Genomic DNA, 17,497 nt, shown 5'->3' with positions numbered 1-17,497 from the left:
TTATGACACTTATGTCATAATATGACACAGGATGTGTCACTTAAAACAGGTCTCTTTACGGTTAATGAGAAGGGGATAATAGAGAAGGGGTATAATTATGAATGATTTTTGTTTTAAAATTCCACAGACTATAAAATTCGGTGTAGGAAGTCTCAAGGAGATTCCTGAGCTTTTAAAGGGCGAAATGAAGTCAGAGCATGTATTTCTGGTTTCTGACAGAGGACTTGAAGGAATAGGTGTTGTTGCGAAGGTAAGGGATCTTATCGAGGTATCCGGCATCAAGTGCACAGCTTTCCTCGATGTTATGCCGAACCCGACAGTTGCATGTGTTAAGGACGCAACAGAGCAGTATAAAAAGTCAGGTGCCAGCAGTATCATAGCTCTCGGCGGCGGAAGCCCTATGGATGTTGCCAAGGCTGTAGGTGTTCTTGCAACATACGGTGGCGAGATCCAGCAGTACGTAGGTACAGGTAAGGTTCCCGGCCCTATCACACCTATCATCGCAGTACCCACAACAGCCGGAACAGGAAGCGAAGTTACAGCCAGTGCTGTTATCACAGATGAAGTTACCAACTTCAAGATGTCTGTTTTCAGCTATGAGCAGATCCCAAAGTTTGCAGTTCTCGATCCTGAGCTTATCATGACAGCTCCCGCATCCGTTGCTGCATCCTGTGGTATCGATGCCCTCATTCATGCCATGGAGGCATACGTTTCAAACAACGCAACACCTTTCTCAGATGCCATGGCAGAGAAGGCTATGGAGCTTATCGGCAAGAATCTCCGCCGTTTCACTGCAAACCGTAAGGATCCTGAGGCAGCCAGTGCCATGATGCTCGGCTCAAATTTCGCGGGAATATCATTTGCATGGGCGAGACTCGGCGACGTTCACGCCTTAAGCCACCCTGTAAGCGGACATTTCCATGTAGCTCACGGTGTTGCCAATGCTATCCTCCTTCCTTATGTGGCTGAGTTCAATGCAATCGCCGACCACGACGGAAAGTACGAGAAGATCTACAGATACATCAGAGAGGAAAATGGACCTGTAGTGAATTTCAGACCTGAAATGCTGGTGGAGGAGTTAAAGAGACTCAACAGGCAGCTGGGTATCCCTGAGAAGCTTTCTGATGTAGGTGTAACAGAGGACAAGATCGATGCCATGGCTGAAGATGCCATGAAGGGTCAGGCAAATATCATGGCAAACCCTCGCCAGACCACACTCAAGGACTGCATCATGCTTTATAAGAAGGCAATCTGATAATTTAAAAAGAGGCTTCTGCCGGCATCCTGATGATGCCTGTGGAAGCTTTTTTATGTGGTTTTATAAGTGCTTGTCCGCATTTACCACAAAAACAGGAATGTGAAAAGAGGGCAATTTGGATAAAATTAATAGGCTAATTGATATATAATTCACAAAAACAAAATTATGATGCATTTATGGTCGAAAACGCTCTTTACAATTGTGCAACCTACACTATAATACTAATTAATTAAATTAATTAACTAATTATTGCGAATGAGATTTATATATCCCATCCGGAGGAGGAAGTAATGAAGTTCTTTTTAGACAGTGCAAAGTTAGATGAGATTGATTATGCGTACAAGACATTTGGCATCGATGGTGTAACAACAAATCCAAAGCACATCATGCTCAGTGGCAAGCCATTTGTAACAGCTATAACTGATATCGCAAACTGGATCAAGGAAAATGGTCTTGAGGGTATCGACAAGTTCCCTGTATCAATAGAGATCAACCCACACCTTGACAAGACAGAGGATATGGTAGTTGAAGCAAGAAAGTATGCAAAGGTTTCTCCAAACTTCGCCATCAAGATTCCTGCAACAGAGGCTGGTGTAGCAGCAGCAAGACAGCTTGAGAAGGAAGGCATCAGAACAAACCTTACACTTGTATTTGCTCCTGCACAGGCTATTTTCGCAGCAAAGAACGGTTCACTTTTCGTATCACCTTTCATCGGATGGAAAGAGGACAACGGTGAGGATTGCAAGCAGTACATCAAGGACATCGTTGACATCTACAAGAACTACGGCTTCTACGGAAAGACACAGATCATTTGTGCAGCTCTTCGTTCACCTAAGCAGATGGTTGACTGTGCAGTAGCAGGTGCAGACATCATCACAGCTGGTCTTGCGATCTACAAGAGTGCTCAGCACCACGCATTTACAACACAGGGTATCGGAACCTTCTGTGATGCATGGGACAACACAAAGACAGAGTAATAAAAAGCAGATAAAAGCGCTCTGTGTAGACATTGCACATGAGAGCACTAAGGAATGGAGATAAAAGATAATGAAGATTGGTTTTATCGGACTCGGAATCATGGGCGAGTCAATGTGTGCAAATATAGTCAAGAAGCATAACGATACAGTTTACTGCTCAGACATGGTAAAGGAAAAGGTTGATGAGCTCGTAAAGCTCGGTGCAGTTGCAGCTGCAGACAATGTTGACCTCGCTGAGAAAGCGGATGTGATCATTTCCATGGTTCCGAAGTCAGAGCATTCCAGATCAGTTTATACACAGATCCTTCCGAAGCTCGGCAAGGGTAAGATCTGCATCGATATGAGTACCATCGATCCAAGCGTATCAGTTGAGATCGCAAAGATGGTCAAGGAGACAGGCGCTCAGTTCGCAGATGCTCCTGTTGTTAAGTCAAAGCCGGCGGCTATCGCAGGCAAGCTCGGAATCTATGTTGGATGTGATGAGGAGCTTTACGATACAGTTCGTCCTATCCTTGCATACATGGGCGAGAACATCATCCGCATGGGTGAGAACGGAACAGGTATCACCATGAAGATCCTTCACAATGCTCTGGTTGGTCAGATCCAGAACGGCGTAAATGAGGTTTCAAATCTTGCTGCAGTATGCGGTATCGACATCCAGACCTTCGCAACAGCTATTTCCTACGGCGGCGGACAGAACTTCTATCTGGACAGCAAGAAGGATGTTATCGAGAAGAATGATTTCACTACAGCATTCTCAATTGAGAATATGTACAAGGATGTGAACATCTGCAAGAAGCTCGCAGAGGAGAAGGGACTTCCGATGCCTGGCGAGATGAACGTAGTAAGAGTTTACGACAAGGCTATGGAAGCCGGATATGCAAAGGAAGACTTCTCAGCAACCATTAAGGTCGTTAGAGCTGAAAAGGTGTGATCATGGAGCTTTTAAAGCATTTAAATGAAGTTAATGACGTTACCATCAAGTCAGTCCTTGATCATGAAGCCTTCAAGACCTACGGACGTGTAGTCACAGGATACGATTTTTCAGAAGTTGTGGATTACATGGAAAAGGAAACTCCCATTCCGGAGCAGGGCAATGTCTATGTGGCATCTGTTCTCGAGATGGAGAGCCTTTCTGTAAAGGATAAGGTTGAAAACCTGATCTACGGAGGTATGCCGATAGAGATCGGATACTGCAACGGAAGAAATACCACCTACAACGGTTTCGAGTATCACAAGGGCAGCGAGATAAACATTGCCATAACAGACTTCATGCTCTGCCTCGGTCATGTCTGGGACATAAAGGACAATACTTACGACATAAATGATGTGCAGGTATTTTTCGTACCGAAGGGCACAGTGATAGAGATGTATGAGACAACTCTTCACCTTTCACCATGCAGAGTGACTGATGAAGGATTCAAGGGAGTTGTTATCCTGCCTAAGGGAACCAACACACCTCTTGAAAAGCTTTCACCTGTAGACAAGGAAAGCGAACTTCTTCTCCAGAGAAACAAATGGGTGATCTGTCATCCTGAGAGAGAACCTCTGGTGAAGCAGGGAGCAGTCACAGGAGTCATCGGACCAAATAAGGAGCTTCATTATTGACATGGAATTACTTGTTAAAGAGCAGACATTAAAACTTGCTGAGGGTGACAGAATAATACTTTCCGCAGATTCAGAGAGACCTTTGATATATGTCGGTCACGGAAAAGAGTCTGTGGACATGTACAGAGGAAACTACAAGATCGAGGATTATGTGGAGGATAAGGTTCCTTTGAAGCTTACAGCTTCTGAGGAAAAAGACGGAACCACAGTCCTTGATTTTGAAGGAAAGATAACTGCCACAGTTACTGTAAAGGGCGAGTGCGCGGAAATAAAGTTCGAGAATAACGACCCGACAGTAAACAGATTCTGGTTCAGAGTAGCAGCTGATAAGGATGAACACATCTACGGCTGCGGAGAGCAGATGTCATATTTTGACCTGAGAGGGAGACATTTCCCTCTTTGGACATCTGAACCGGGAGTAGGCAGAGACAAAACAACATATGTTACATGGAGATCAGACGTTGAGAACAAGGCCGGCGGAGATTACTACAATACAAACTACCCGGAGCCTACCTTCGTTTCATCAAAGAGATATTATCTCCATGTTGATTCAACAGCTTATGCAGATTTCGATTTCAGAAATGATGAATTCCATGAGCTTCAGATCTGGGAGGTTCCTGCTTCCGTCCGTATAGAGGCGGCTGAAGATTTTCAGGAGCTCCTTTTAAAGGAAACAGCTTATTTCGGCAGACAGCCTGAGCTTCCGGACTGGGTCTACAACGGACTTATCTTTGGAGTACAGGGCGGAAATGAAAGATCCTTCGGTCTCGCAGAAAAGATTCAGGAAAAGGGCGTAAAGCTCTCCGGAATCTGGTGTCAGGACTGGTGCGGTAAGAGAGTTACCAGCTTCGGAAAGAGACTTCAGTGGGACTGGCATTTCCACAAAGAGATGTATCCTGACCTTCCTGAGAAGATAGCAGAGCTTCACAAAAAGGGAGTTAAGTTCCTCGGATATGTGAATCCATATCTCGTTAATGATGGAGAGCTGTTTAAGGAAGGTGAAGAGAAGGGATATTTCGCAAAGCGTCATGACGGTACAACATATCTTGTGGATTTCGGAGAGTTCTACTGCGGTGCTGTGGACCTGACAAATCCTGAGGCCTTTGAATGGTTCAAGGGAATCATCAAAAAGTACAGCATCGATATAGGAATCGACGGCTGGATGGCGGATTTCGGCGAATATCTTCCAACTGACGATATCGTGCTCTACAGCGGAAAGTCAGCCATGGTCGAGCATAATCATTGGCCGCTTCTCTGGGCAAAATGCAACTACGAGGCAGTCAAGGAGTCCGGCAATCTCGGAAAGATAGTTTACTTCATGAGAGCGGGCGCCAACGGAAGCCAGAAGTACTGCACACTTCTCTGGGCAGGCGATCAGTCAGTGGATTTTTCAAGGCATGACGGACTTTGCACAGTCATTTCTGCGGCTCTCGGAACAGGCATGATGGGATGCGGAATCAGCCACAGCGACATCGGCGGATATACTTCACTTTTCGGTAATGTGAGAACCAAGGAAGTATTCATGAGATGGGCTGAGATGGCAGCATTCACACCTGTTATGAGAACCCACGAGGGAAACCGTCCGGATGACTGCTATCAGTTCTATGATGACGAAGACGGAATCAGCAGGATGGCACGTCTTGTAGACATTTACACTATGATGTCACCGTACACAAGGGATGCGGTAAAGGAAAATCATGAAAAGGGAATACCGGTTCAGAGACCGTTGTTCCTTCACTATGAAGACGAAAGGTGCTACACGGAGCAGTTCGAGTATCTACTCGGAAGAGATGTGCTGGTTGCACCGGTTTATACAGCAGGGCAGACAGAACGTGAAGTATATCTTCCGGATGACGAGTGGATCCACCTTTGGACAGGACGAAGCTACGGACATGGTGTCAATGTCGTAGAAGCGGAGCTTGGTGACACGCCTGTATTTTACCGTAAGGCATCAAAGTACAGAGAGCTGTTCGAAAGTATACGTGCTAAATACGGAAAATAAAAACAAATGTTAAGTACAAATTACATTTTATTCTTTCTGGCCATTTTTCTGACTCACATCATGCATGGAGTCACAGGCTTCGCAGGAACTGTGCTGGCCATGCCCTTCGGGCTTATGCTTGTGGGATATGCGGTGGCTAAGCCTATATTGAATGTGCTTGGTATAGCGAGCGGCATATATGTGTTTTTGGGAAACAGAAAACATGTGGTCTGGAAAGAACTTTGGAAGATAGTTGTGATCATGGGATGCGGGATACTCATTGGTATCCTCATCAAGGATCAGCTCTTCGGCAGGGAGAAAATGCTGTATCTCGCTTTGGGCATCTTCGTTATATGTGTCTCTGTTCATGGACTGTATAAGGAACTGATGCACAGCGGGGCCGGTAAGAAAGAAGGAGACAAAAAGGCTGTTGCTTTCACAGGGGATGTAAAGGCAGGGGAGGAAACCTCCGGGGATCCTGAAAAAGGAAATCTCAGGGACAGGCTTCTGTATCTGCTCCTTCCGGTAGCCGGTATTGTACATGGGATTTTTGTCAGCGGAGGACCACTGCTCATCAGTTATCTGACGAAGAAGCTGCCGGATAAGAACCAGTTCAGAACGACGATTTCCACAGTATGGATATTTCTGAACGGTATGGTGCTTGTAGATGACATCAGGTCGGGCTACTGGAACCTTGCACTGGTTTTCAGTGCACTTGTGGCAGCACCGTTCCTGTTCTCGGGACTTAAGATAGGCTCCATGCTTTATAAGAGGATGAGCCAGAGAACATTTATGATAATGAGCTATGTACTGCTCTTTGTCATGGGATTAAAGCTGCTTCTTTAAGCGGCATGGCAGTGATGCTGAACATAACGTATACATTGATCGGAACTGCGATATGCAGCATCAAACAACAACTGAATTATGGGTCCTGAAGGGACCACGTAAAATACAAAAAGATATAGTAAACAGGAGGAAGTTACTATGAGAAAACAATTATTGGCAGGAATTCTTGCAACAGCTATGGCTGCATTACTTGCAGCATGCGGAAGCTCAGGAGCTCCGGCTACAACAGAGGCAGCAAAGACAGAAGCAGCTAAAACAGAGACAGCTGCAGAGACAAAGGCTGAGGAAAAGCAGGCTACAACAGGCAGCGGAGAGACAGTTAAGGTTATCTGTCCTTACGGTGTAGGCGGTACTGCAGATATCATCGCAAGAAAGTTCGCAGAGGTAGCAACAAAGACTCATCCTGAATATAACTTCATCGTTGAGCAGCAGACAGGCGGAGACGGATTCGCAGCAGCTACAGCATTCACACAGGAAGATCCTAGCACAACAGATCTTCTTGTTTACGGATACGGCGTAGCTTACCGTCATGATCTCGGAAAGCAGTTCAATACAGAGGTTGTAGAGTTTGACAGAAGTGAGATCCTTCCACTTGCAACAGTAGACGACAGAACATGGATCCTTTACACAACACCTGATCAGACACTTGCAGGACTTATCGAGAAGTCAAAGACCGGCGGACTTAAGATGTCCGGAGGAAATCCTCTTTCAGATCCACATCTTGCTTTAGGTTCACTTCTTGCACAGGAAGGCGGAAAGGTAATGGTAGTACCTTACGACGGCGGTGCTGCTCAGAAGAAGGGTCTTACAGATGGCGAGGTTGACTGTTTCGTAGGAACAACACAGGCTGCTCAGGAAGACGTTGAGGCAGGTAATCTTATTCCTGTACTTGCATTCTCAGAGAATGCATTCAAGGGCTTCAAGGGACCTCAGGGTGATATAACAGTTCCTTCACTTGCAGGTGATGCAAAGTCAGCTGATCTTGATGCATCAAAGGATTACACAAAGTCAATCCTTCCAGCCGGTGGTTCTCTTGCAACACGTAAGGGTGCTTCACAGGAGTGGCAGGATGCAGTTGTTCAGGTTGCCAAGGATGTATGGGCAACAGATGAATACAAGGATTTCATCGCAAGCATCATGCTCAACGATACAGAGATCTACGGACAGGATGATGTTCAGCACTATGAGGATGCTTGTAAGGCAGCTGTAGAGGCATTCAAGCTTCTCAGCGGTCAGAACTGATTAAATAGGTATTGATCCACGTTATCAAGTATAAATTGTTGTTCATTGAATTATAAATAAGTCAAAAACTTAAGAGCTGCCCGGCATTGCCTTTGTGCAGTGCCGGGCTGTTTTGGTCTATTTTGGAGATTTTCTTATGAAAAAAACAATAAAAATTAAAACCAACCTGTTGGCAGGTATCGTAATGGGACTTTTCTCAGTCATCATGCTTCTGATAATGCCTACACAGGTAAGACTTCCGATGTGGGACTCAGGAGCACCAAGTCCCAGGATCATACCGGGTATCTGCCTGGTCGGTATACTGATCTGTTCCATAGTACTTCTCGTACAGAGCCTTGTTTTCCATAAAGAGCATATTTATGAATTTGTCTGGGAAAACGAAAGAAAAGAGCTTCTTCTTATCGGCGCACTGGTAGTGTTTGTTGCACTCACAAAGACGCTGGGATTCATCCCTGCCGGAATGCTCATTTTTTGTGCCATTCAATGGTATGAGGGTGAGAGAAAACCGCTTATCTACATTTATACACTGGCTATGGTGGTTGTAGTTTACTTCCTTTTTCAGAATGTGTTCCATGTGGATCTTCCGGCCGGAATACTCAAGGGAATAATCTAAAGAGGTATGGTTATGGGATATTTTGATTATATTACTTCCGCATTTGCTGCGGTATTTACATTAGGAAATCTGGTATTTATATTCGGCGGAATGCTCATGGGCATGGTCATCGGATGTATACCGGGTCTCAGCGTTACACTTGGAATCATCCTTTTCCTTCCGCTTACTTACGGAATCAAGGATCCAAGTACAGCTATCATTTCACTCCTTGCGGTTTACGTAGGTGGAATGTACGGTGGTTCCATAAGTGCCATCACACTTAACACACCGGGAACCAATTCGGCTATCGCCACAACATTTGACGGTTATCCGCTGGCTAAGAAGGGAAGAGTTCTTCAGGCACTTGACACATCACTTTTTGCGTCATCTTTCGGTGGAATCATCGGAGCACTTTTACTTCTTGTTCTTGCAGCTCCTATAGCAGCGTTTGTTTCAAAGTTCACATCAGTTGAGTATTTCTCAATGGCTGTTCTCGGAATCTCACTTCTTGCAGGTGTTTCCGGTAATTCACTTCCTAAGGGAATTCTTTCAGGTCTTTTCGGAATACTCATTGCCTGCATCGGTGTTGATGCTGTAACAGGCGTTTCCAGATTTACTTTTGGAGTATCCATTCTTCAGTTCGGTATCGATATGCTTCCGGCCATGATCGCTCTCGTAGCATTAAAGCAGGTAGTAGGAAAGCTTGCCGAGTTCAAAGTAAACGGCGGAAAGATGGAAGATGCCAATAAGATCGATAAGAAGGGCTTAAGCCTTTCAGAGGCAAAGTCGATCCTTCCGGCAACAGCACTTTCAACAATTATCGCTTCCTTTATCGGTGCTATGCCCGGTGTAGGCGGTGGTGTTGCCCAGTTCCTTTGCTATAACCAGGCAAAGCAGCTTTCAAAGCATCCTGAGAAGTTTGGAAAGGGTTCACTTGAAGGAATCGCAGCTGCAGAGTCTTCAAACAATGCGGTAGTAGGTTCAGCTATGATCCCTCTCATGACCATGGGTATCCCGGGAGATGGTGTTACAGCCCTTCTTCTCGGAGCATTTATCCTTCACGGTATGCAGCCTGGTCCGAACATGTTCACAAAGCAGGCTCTTCAGGCATACACAATTATCGTTGGCTGTTTCGTTGCCAACCTTTTCCTCTGGCCTTTAGGTAAGGTCATGACAAGAGCCGTTGCAAAGGTGGTTCAGGTCAAGTACACCTATCTTGCTCCAGCTATCATGCTCTTCTGTTTCGCAGGAGCATTTGCAGGAACAGGAAACTTCAAGGAGATGGTATTCTGTGCTGTACTTCTTGTGTTCAGTTATCTTCTGAAGATCATGGAGATAGACGCTATCCCTCTTCTTCTCGGACTTATCCTTGCAAAGATCATGGAAACAAACTTTGTAACAGCCATGATGTCCTATGACAGAGATTACTTTATCTTCTTCAAGAGACCTATATCTCTCATCATTCTTGTGATCACAGTTCTCCTTGTTTGGTCAATGCTTCGAATCAACAAGAAGGTGGATGCCCTTAATGAAGAGCAGGCTGAAGAGATCAACAAGATGCATAACGACCTTGAGGCTCAAGAGGCTTGTTGAAGGGGAGTGAGTGATGCCCCGTCTGAAAAGTAAAATGCGGACCCGGGCATCATTCCGGAAAAATAATACATAATTTTAATACTAAATAATGGAAAAGAGGAAATAACAATGGGTTTTCAGGTGGCTTATGTGCCTATCGGAGTAGGAACATTTCATTTAGAGAGTGCACAGATTCAGTTCGAAAAATCAATAAAGATGCTTAAGGATATCACAGAAGATGTTGTGGTTCCTAAGGAGATGCTTCTCTCTATCGATCTTTTGAATGAGTTCCTGGATGAGATCAACCCGGATCTTATAGTTTTACAGAACATTACTTTTGCCAACGCTGCATATGCAACAGAGGTACTTCGCAGATTTTCATGTCCTATCTTACTCTGGACACTGAGAGAGCCTGTTATCGATGGTGGAAGACTGAGACTTAATTCACTCACAGGTGCTTTCTCTGCAGCGAACAGTATCAAGGCATTCCGCAAGGATTCCAAGTTCGAGTATATGTTCGGCGGACCTGAAGAGAAGGAGATCATCGATAAGGCTGCAGCCGCTATCAAGGCAGCAAGAGTCAAGGCAGATCTCAAGGGATTAAAGCTTGTATCCATCGGTCATACACCTCAGGGCTTTGGCTTCGGAAGAGCTCTGGATGCAGATATCACATCGGTTTTCGGTGCAACACTTGATTCCATCGAGTCAAGAGAGCTTATCAATAAGGCAAAGTCCTATACTGATGAAGAGTGTGCACCTTACCTCGAGGATGCAAAGAAGCAGATCGTCGGACTTGATAATACACCGGAGAAGAACGTAAAGGATTTTGCAAAGCTTTACAAGGCATATAAGGATTATGTGACAGAGAATCACATCGGTGCCATTTCTTCACGCTGCTGGCCGGATTTCTTTACAGATTTCGGAACACCGGTATGTGCGGTTCTTTCACTTCTTAACTCTCTCGGAGTAAGTGCAAGCTGTGAATCCGATACCTATGGTGCTCTGTCAATGTATATCGGATCAAAGCTTACAGGAAGATCCTGCTTCTTCGGCGATCCTGTATCACTTGATGAGGGTGAGAACACCATTACATTCTGGCATTGCGGAATGGCTTCCTGTGATCTGGCAAGAAAGGATACCGGCGCTGTAGTTGGCGTACATCCTAACAGAAAGCTTGGTCCTACCATGGAGTTTGGCTGCGAGAGCACAGAGCATGCCACAATTTTCAGAGTAGGAAGAGATGAGAACGGCAAGTTCAGATTCTTTATCGCAGAAGGCGCTGTTCTTGATAAGCCACGTCAGTTCCTGGGAACATCCATAGTTGTAAAGACAGAAAATGATTCCAAGGAAATAGTTGAGAAGGCAGTTAAGGATGGATGGGAGCCACATTATGTTGTGACCTACGGAAGCTGCGCTGACGAACTTGAGATGCTCGGCAATATGCTGAATATAGAAGTATTCAGATTTTGATGATAAGAAATCAGTGAATTTGGGCTATCATCCACTTGTGTGTGCGCATCAGTGGGTGGTACACTTCATGACAAGATGTCACGTTTTGGTTTTCGTCTGTTGGTGGGGGACGGTATGAAGTACTCGGGGATAAACAGTAATGATGTAAAATCAGAAAACAGAAGTAAGATCATCCGTTTATTGAACGATAAGGGTGATATGGCGAGGAAGGACATCGCAACACAGTTGGGACTTACTGCCGCAGCCGTAACACAGATAAGCAATGAGCTTTTGGAGATAGGCATTCTCAAAGAAAACGGTGAGATGGAAGAGGAAGCTCATGTCGGTCGGAAGAAGATCCGAATAGGACTTGATGGGGATTTCACTAAGATTCTGGGTATTTGTATCGAACGAAACATAACAGTGGTCTCGGTGAATAACATGAGAGGCAAATGTTTGCTGAAGAAGACATTGGCCACGGATACTGAATTGCCGCCGGAGATTTATCTCGAGAAGATCATAGACACAGCTTACGAGCTGATGGACAGTCTTGGGCTTACTCCGGATGACATTCTGGGTGCAGGTGTCTCTGTTCCCGGTAATGTTCAGAGCGGCAGACTCAAGGAGGATGATATCACGAGCCTATGGGATGTGCCGGTGCCTGTCAGGAGAAAGCTGGAAAGAGGACTTCGCATTCCTGTGGTTCTCGAGAACAATGTCAATGCCTTTGCCATAGCGGAACTTATCTACGGGGCAGGCAGAGAGAAGGGAAACTTTGTGTTTGTGAAGTGGGGCCCCGGACTTGGTTCCGCCATCGCTATAAACAACAAGGTTTATGGAAATCAGGACGGAAGGATACCTGAACTTGGACATATCATATTGGATGAAAAGGGCAGTACTCTGGAGTCTATGGTTTCTGTGAGGACCATTACCGAAAAGCTCAGGGGATGTTTTTCGGAAACGGAGACCCCGGAACTCTGGAAGGCTTTAGGATGTGACAGAGAAAAGATAACACCGAATACTATCTCACTGTGGGGTGGTATCCATGATCCCGGACTTGAAAAGATACTCTATGAGGCTATGGATAAGCTGGCGCTGGCGCTATACAACGCCTCCATGATCATGCCGCCTGATAAGATTATTTATTACGGAAGTCTTTTCGAGCTACCGTATATCAAAGAAAACTTCAAGAAGGTCTTTACTGAACGTTATCATCTGGAAGACTCTGATTTCATCAATAAATCCACATTAGGCGATCATGAAGACTCCATCGGTGCGGTTGCCATAGTTTTCAATGATAAAATTTTAAAGTTGAAAGCATGAGAAAATCTTAGACCAAAAGCAAAAAAGCTTCGAAGCTTATTTCGGAGCTTTTTTGCTGTGTGGAATGTTTATAATTTAAGTGTGAGATTTTGATATCAAATATTTTGTGTATTTCTCACGTTAAACTATTAAATTTACGCAAACTAATATAAAAATTAAATCTTTCAAAAAGATGACAAAAAAAGAAAAAAATTTAAGATTTTTGTTGCATTTTTGTTATAAGTAGGTTATCATGATGGTGGTGGGAATATTATAGTAAGCTTATGGGCACAAAGTTCGAAGCATGGAACGTAGGCATAGGCGTGTAGAAGATAAGGGCTTGTCTTGTACACGCCTTTTTATTTTGCCTTTTTTAAAGGTTTGGACAGTGTGTGCCGGGGCTTCATCTACCAAAGATGATATATCAAGATGGGTTTACAGTAAGACATGATAGAAAAGAGATTTAAAATTCAAAGTGGATTGAAAGAACTGTACCAAATATAATAATGGCTTGTATTCTATATAAATAAAAACTATAATTATGATAAAATTCGTTTTCATGCGGTGGGTTCGGGTTTTTTTAAAGGCACGGATTGCATAAAACGGAAAAATTCGATCTCAGATCGAAAAAAGTATAGAAAATTGAATAGAAGAGGGTGATGAAACTATGATTATTGCAGTTACTTATGATCCTGATAACAAAGAGGTATTTCAGCATTTTGAAGAGACCAGATTCTTTAAGCTCTATAATATCGAGAAAAATGTTATCATAGATTCATCGGTTGCTAGTACGGACGGTCAGGGGCATTGTGCTCTTGCCGGGATCCTTCGCAGGATAGGTGTTAACGCAGTGATTTGCGGAGATATCGAAGATAATGCGTTGGTGACTCTTGCGCAATTAGGCATCAGAGTGTTTGACGGCGTTTATGGAAGCTGTGATGAGGCGGCTGAACAATTCGCTAAGGGAAATCTTGATTGTTGTGAGAGTACAGCAAACTGTGATATGGAAGAGGCTCGTTTGGCTTGAGATAACAGACTTGTTATTTTGACTGAAGTTCGATTCTGTATCGTTAAATCAGATGGTTGAATTTCAAAGGAGTCAGTCTTCAGGACGGGCTCCTTTCTTCTATAACAAAAATACTCATGACTTTAGGGGGAGTCATGAGTATTTTTGTTAGAATATAGATATTTGTTTGAGGGTTTTACATATTTTAATAATAAAGGTTGGAACTATTCCAAAGTCAATATAAAATATAGAGTATAGTTAAGAATATTTAGAGAGTATAGATGGCTTAAGGTTTAACTGCTATGTAAACATTGACCGGAAAGAGGACAAGGTTTAGACGCGGCAAGGGACGGTGCAGAATAAAGGGGGTCTGCATTGTATAAAAAAGGGGATGAAGGCCATGAATATCAATCAAGCCAGTCAGATGACAGGGGTTTCAAAGGATATGATTCGTTTCTATGAGAAAAAAGGTTTGATAGATCCTCAGAGAAACAAAGGTAACAATTATCGTGAATACAACGACCATGATCTGAATCTGATAGTTATGATTCACGAGTACAGTACCATGGGTATGTCGCTCAGCACTATAGCCCGGCTTATGAAAGGGCAGGATATAAAGGCTGCAACAGGGGAACTGGAGGAATCCATAAGAAGATTAAGAAATGAAGAAATGTGGATTCGTGCCAGGATAAACAGTGCGGTAGATTCTGCAAAGTTGTTAAGTATGGTCAGAGACGAGGTTCCATATGAAATAGGAGTACGTCGAAGCTCTTATTGTTATGTTGTGAAAAATGAAAACTTTGGCAATATACACAATTCCCTTGCAGATAATGGAGGCATTGCACATTCGGTGTTCAGAGTCAGAAAGGAGAATCTGAGGAGTGATGAATGGCCGGAGGAACATGCGTTGCTTTTTACTACTCCTATCGAGGAATTTGAAGATGAAACCGAAGAGATTCCGGAGCACAGGTACTTCAGGACTATACGAAAACAAAATAAGAGACGCAAGATTGGATACAGAGACATTGAAAGTATCATTGACGAGATAAAGGACATAGGATACAATCCCGAAGGTGAAGTGTATATTTATCAGATCATGGGCAGCTTGGAGGAAGATGTAGAGGATCTTGTCTGTCTTGAATTTGATATAGGCGAAGTATGATCATAGATAGGCGTCGTATTTTTTGGCTGACGGTGTCTGGATAGTATACACCCGGATTATACGCTACATTGGAGGATTAAACATATGTATCAGGTTAATAAGAGAGATATAGTTATATCGATTTTACTTTCTATAGTAACATGCGGTCTGTTTATGCTTTACTGGCAGTATTGTATAGCGAAAGATGTAAATGAGCTGACGGATCATAGAGAGGATACATCTGCAGGTATGGTTCTTCTCCTTTCTATCGTGACCTGCGGTATTTATAAGTTTTACTGGCTGTATCGTACAGGTACAAAGCTTGATGAGACATTCGTGAAAGTCGGCAGACAGAATCAGAGCAGGTCGATACTGTTCCTTCTTCTTTCTGTTTTCGGGATGGATCTGCTAGTGTATTCGATCATACAGTCGGAGCTCAATGAGCTGACACCTTATGGAAACATCACGATCAATATATGAGAATAGTTTTATGATTTGAAAAAGGTTGGTTATAATTTTACCTTTATATAATGAATAATACGTACAGCTGTCTGAGAACATTCTCAGGCAGCTTTTTTTATGATGTCATCGTGCGGGTATTATGCCTTTTACAAAAGCACATGGTTCTGTCTTAAAATCTTAGTTCTACTGCACTTTTTTGCATACAAAAAACAACGCGTTGGTTGGCGAATCACTGTTGAAAATGGTTTGCGCTGTATACAAAAAACGCAAAAAATAACGGAATATCGAGCTTTGTGGAATGTGCACTAGCTAATTGTTAAAAAATTATGAGGAATGATAAATAATAATCATAAATGTCCGAAAAATAACATTTGTTTTCATATATATTTCATAGTGCTACAATCCGAATAGTTGATTTTATGAAATAGAGAGGAGTAATTATGTTAGTAAAAGTTGGTATCAATGGATTCGGACGTATCGCCAGAGTTATCCTGAGAATTCTTGAGGAGCGTGACAATGACATCGAAGTATGTGCTATCAATCTGAGAAATGCAGACCTCGCGCGTATGGCTTATCAGATGGAGTATGATTCAGTTTTCGGAAGATTCAGAGGACGTGTACGCTGTACAGAGAACGAACTTGTTATCAATGGGAAGAAGATTCATGTATTCTCAGAGGATGATCCTGCAAACATTGACTGGGCATCAACCGGAGCTGAATACATCATCGAGTCAACAGGTAAGTTCCTTCGCCTTGAGGATTGTGAAAAGCATTTTAAGGGTGGCGCAAAGAAGGTTATCCTTACAGCACCTGGAAAGGACCCGGATTTCCCGACATTTGTCTTTGGAGTAAATAATGAAACCTATGATCCATCTATGAGAATCATTTCCAATGCCTCATGTACAACAAACTGCCTTGCTCCTCTTGCAAAGGTTCTCAATGAAAAGTTCGGAATAGAGCGTGCGCTCATGTCTACGATTCATGCATCAACATCAAAGCAGAAGCCTGTAGATTCCAATGGAGGACGTGATTGGAGAACAGGACGATCGGTATTCAACAACATTATTCCTTCCTCAACCGGTGCCGCTAAGGCAGTTGGTATGGTTATTCCTGAGCTTAAGGGTAAGATGACAGGTCTCAGCTTCCGTGTTCCTACAAATGATGTATCTGTAGTAGACCTCACAGCAGAGCTCAAGACAAAGACAAACTACGAGGAGATCTGTGAAGCTATCGAGCATGCTTCACGTCATGAGATGAAGGACATCATTGAGTACAATACTGATGAGATTGTATCATCAGATCTGAGAGGAAACTTCCAGACATGTATTTTCGATGTTAAGGCAGGTATCATGCTTGATGATAATTTTGTAAAGCTCATCGCATGGTATGACAATGAGTGGGGCTACTCAAATCAGTGCATCAATCTTCTGCAGTATGTTGCCCGTAAGGATGCCAAGGCTGCAGCTCTGGCTGCAAAGAATGGCAAGAAGGAAGAGCCTAAGACTGTACCTGCAGTTCAGGATGCCGATAAGAAGGTTGAAAAGAAGAAATAATCTATTATATCTGCATGATATTTTGCAGAAATCGTGAATGTAAAAATCCCATACACGATTCGACCTGTTAGTATAGAGAAAAGTTTACAGTGAGACGAGTGTAAAAAGCCGATATCGATTTGTATCAGGCTCACACTGGTATCATATATAGAGACATAGAGACAAAAAGGACTGTGATTCGAAGATATGTTATTTCCCCGGGAAGAAACTCAGGGATGCAAAGCTATCGGAAAAGCGCAGTCCTTTTTATGTATTAAATTAAATACCAAAATATGTTTGACAATGAAAATTAATACTGCTATAGTGTACAAGCTGTCAGCGAGAGCTAAACAACAGTTCTCCTGAAAAGCACATAAAGAACCTTGAAAATCAAAGATCGATTAATACACAGACCCTGAAGATTCTAAGAAATTTGAATTTTTCAGCGACCAAAGAGGTCAAGCGAATTTATTCGCAGTAAAGAATAACGGACAGAACAAGCTAAGCTAGTGAGTTCTGAACGGGATGA

15 protein-coding genes are annotated in these 17,497 nt (G+C 43.4%); all 15 read left to right on the top strand.

What is annotated here, in order from left to right:
- The first annotated feature begins 97 nt into the window (after positions 1–97).
- Complete coding sequence (locus BXO88_RS13795; RefSeq protein ID WP_078038314.1) at positions 98–1,255, top strand: iron-containing alcohol dehydrogenase; 1,158 nt, start codon at positions 98–100, stop codon at positions 1,253–1,255.
- A 293-nt stretch (positions 1,256–1,548) separates the two neighbouring features.
- On the top strand, positions 1,549–2,235 hold the full coding sequence (locus BXO88_RS13790) for a transaldolase family protein (RefSeq protein WP_078038313.1): 687 nt from the start codon (positions 1,549–1,551) through the stop codon (positions 2,233–2,235).
- 70 nt (positions 2,236–2,305) lie between these two features.
- A complete protein-coding gene (locus tag BXO88_RS13785; RefSeq protein WP_044994982.1) occupies positions 2,306–3,169 on the top strand; it encodes an NAD(P)-dependent oxidoreductase in 864 nt (287 codons plus the stop codon).
- Positions 3,170–3,171: 2 nt separating this feature from the next.
- Positions 3,172–3,843: a DUF4867 family protein gene (locus BXO88_RS13780; RefSeq protein WP_078038312.1), complete on the top strand. Its 672-nt coding sequence runs from the start codon at positions 3,172–3,174 to the stop codon at positions 3,841–3,843.
- A gap of 1 nt (position 3,844) precedes the next feature.
- On the top strand, positions 3,845–5,845 hold the full coding sequence (locus BXO88_RS13775) for an alpha-glucosidase (protein ID WP_078038311.1): 2,001 nt from the start codon (positions 3,845–3,847) through the stop codon (positions 5,843–5,845).
- Between the two features lie 6 nt (positions 5,846–5,851).
- The gene (locus BXO88_RS13770) at positions 5,852–6,670 is read left to right on the top strand and encodes a sulfite exporter TauE/SafE family protein (protein WP_078038310.1); all 819 of its coding nucleotides are present in this window, start codon (positions 5,852–5,854) and stop codon (positions 6,668–6,670) included.
- 138 nt (positions 6,671–6,808) lie between these two features.
- Positions 6,809–7,912, top strand: coding sequence for a tripartite tricarboxylate transporter substrate-binding protein (locus BXO88_RS13765; RefSeq protein ID WP_078038309.1), 1,104 nt, complete (start codon positions 6,809–6,811; stop codon positions 7,910–7,912).
- Between the two features lie 136 nt (positions 7,913–8,048).
- Positions 8,049–8,525, top strand: a complete 477-nt coding sequence (locus BXO88_RS13760) for a tripartite tricarboxylate transporter TctB family protein (protein WP_078038308.1) — start codon at positions 8,049–8,051, stop codon at positions 8,523–8,525.
- Between the two features lie 12 nt (positions 8,526–8,537).
- On the top strand, positions 8,538–10,097 hold the full coding sequence (locus tag BXO88_RS13755; protein ID WP_078038307.1) for a tripartite tricarboxylate transporter permease: 1,560 nt from the start codon (positions 8,538–8,540) through the stop codon (positions 10,095–10,097).
- A gap of 108 nt (positions 10,098–10,205) precedes the next feature.
- Entirely contained in the window at positions 10,206–11,546 is a 1,341-nt protein-coding gene (locus BXO88_RS13750) for a fucose isomerase (protein ID WP_078038306.1), read from the top strand.
- Between the two features lie 114 nt (positions 11,547–11,660).
- A complete protein-coding gene (locus tag BXO88_RS13745; protein WP_168171722.1) occupies positions 11,661–12,848 on the top strand; it encodes an ROK family transcriptional regulator in 1,188 nt (395 codons plus the stop codon).
- Between the two features lie 646 nt (positions 12,849–13,494).
- Positions 13,495–13,854, top strand: a complete 360-nt coding sequence (locus BXO88_RS13740; RefSeq protein WP_078038304.1) for a NifB/NifX family molybdenum-iron cluster-binding protein — start codon at positions 13,495–13,497, stop codon at positions 13,852–13,854.
- Positions 13,855–14,233: 379 nt separating this feature from the next.
- Positions 14,234–14,995, top strand: a complete 762-nt coding sequence (locus BXO88_RS13735) for a MerR family transcriptional regulator (protein ID WP_206099997.1) — start codon at positions 14,234–14,236, stop codon at positions 14,993–14,995.
- Between the two features lie 84 nt (positions 14,996–15,079).
- Positions 15,080–15,454 carry a DUF4234 domain-containing protein gene (locus BXO88_RS13730; RefSeq protein ID WP_078038302.1) on the top strand — a complete coding sequence of 125 codons (375 nt, stop codon included), beginning with the start codon at positions 15,080–15,082 and terminating at the stop codon, positions 15,452–15,454.
- A 422-nt stretch (positions 15,455–15,876) separates the two neighbouring features.
- Positions 15,877–16,989: a type I glyceraldehyde-3-phosphate dehydrogenase gene (gene gap, locus BXO88_RS13725; RefSeq protein WP_078038301.1), complete on the top strand. Its 1,113-nt coding sequence runs from the start codon at positions 15,877–15,879 to the stop codon at positions 16,987–16,989.
- Positions 16,990–17,497 lie beyond the last annotated feature (508 nt).

This window comes from Oribacterium sp. C9, assembly GCF_002007235.1.
Classification (GTDB): Bacteria; Bacillota; Clostridia; order Lachnospirales; family Lachnospiraceae; genus Oribacterium.
The sequence above is the reverse complement of the archived record's forward strand: the minus strand, read 5'-3'. Positions and strand labels throughout refer to the sequence as shown.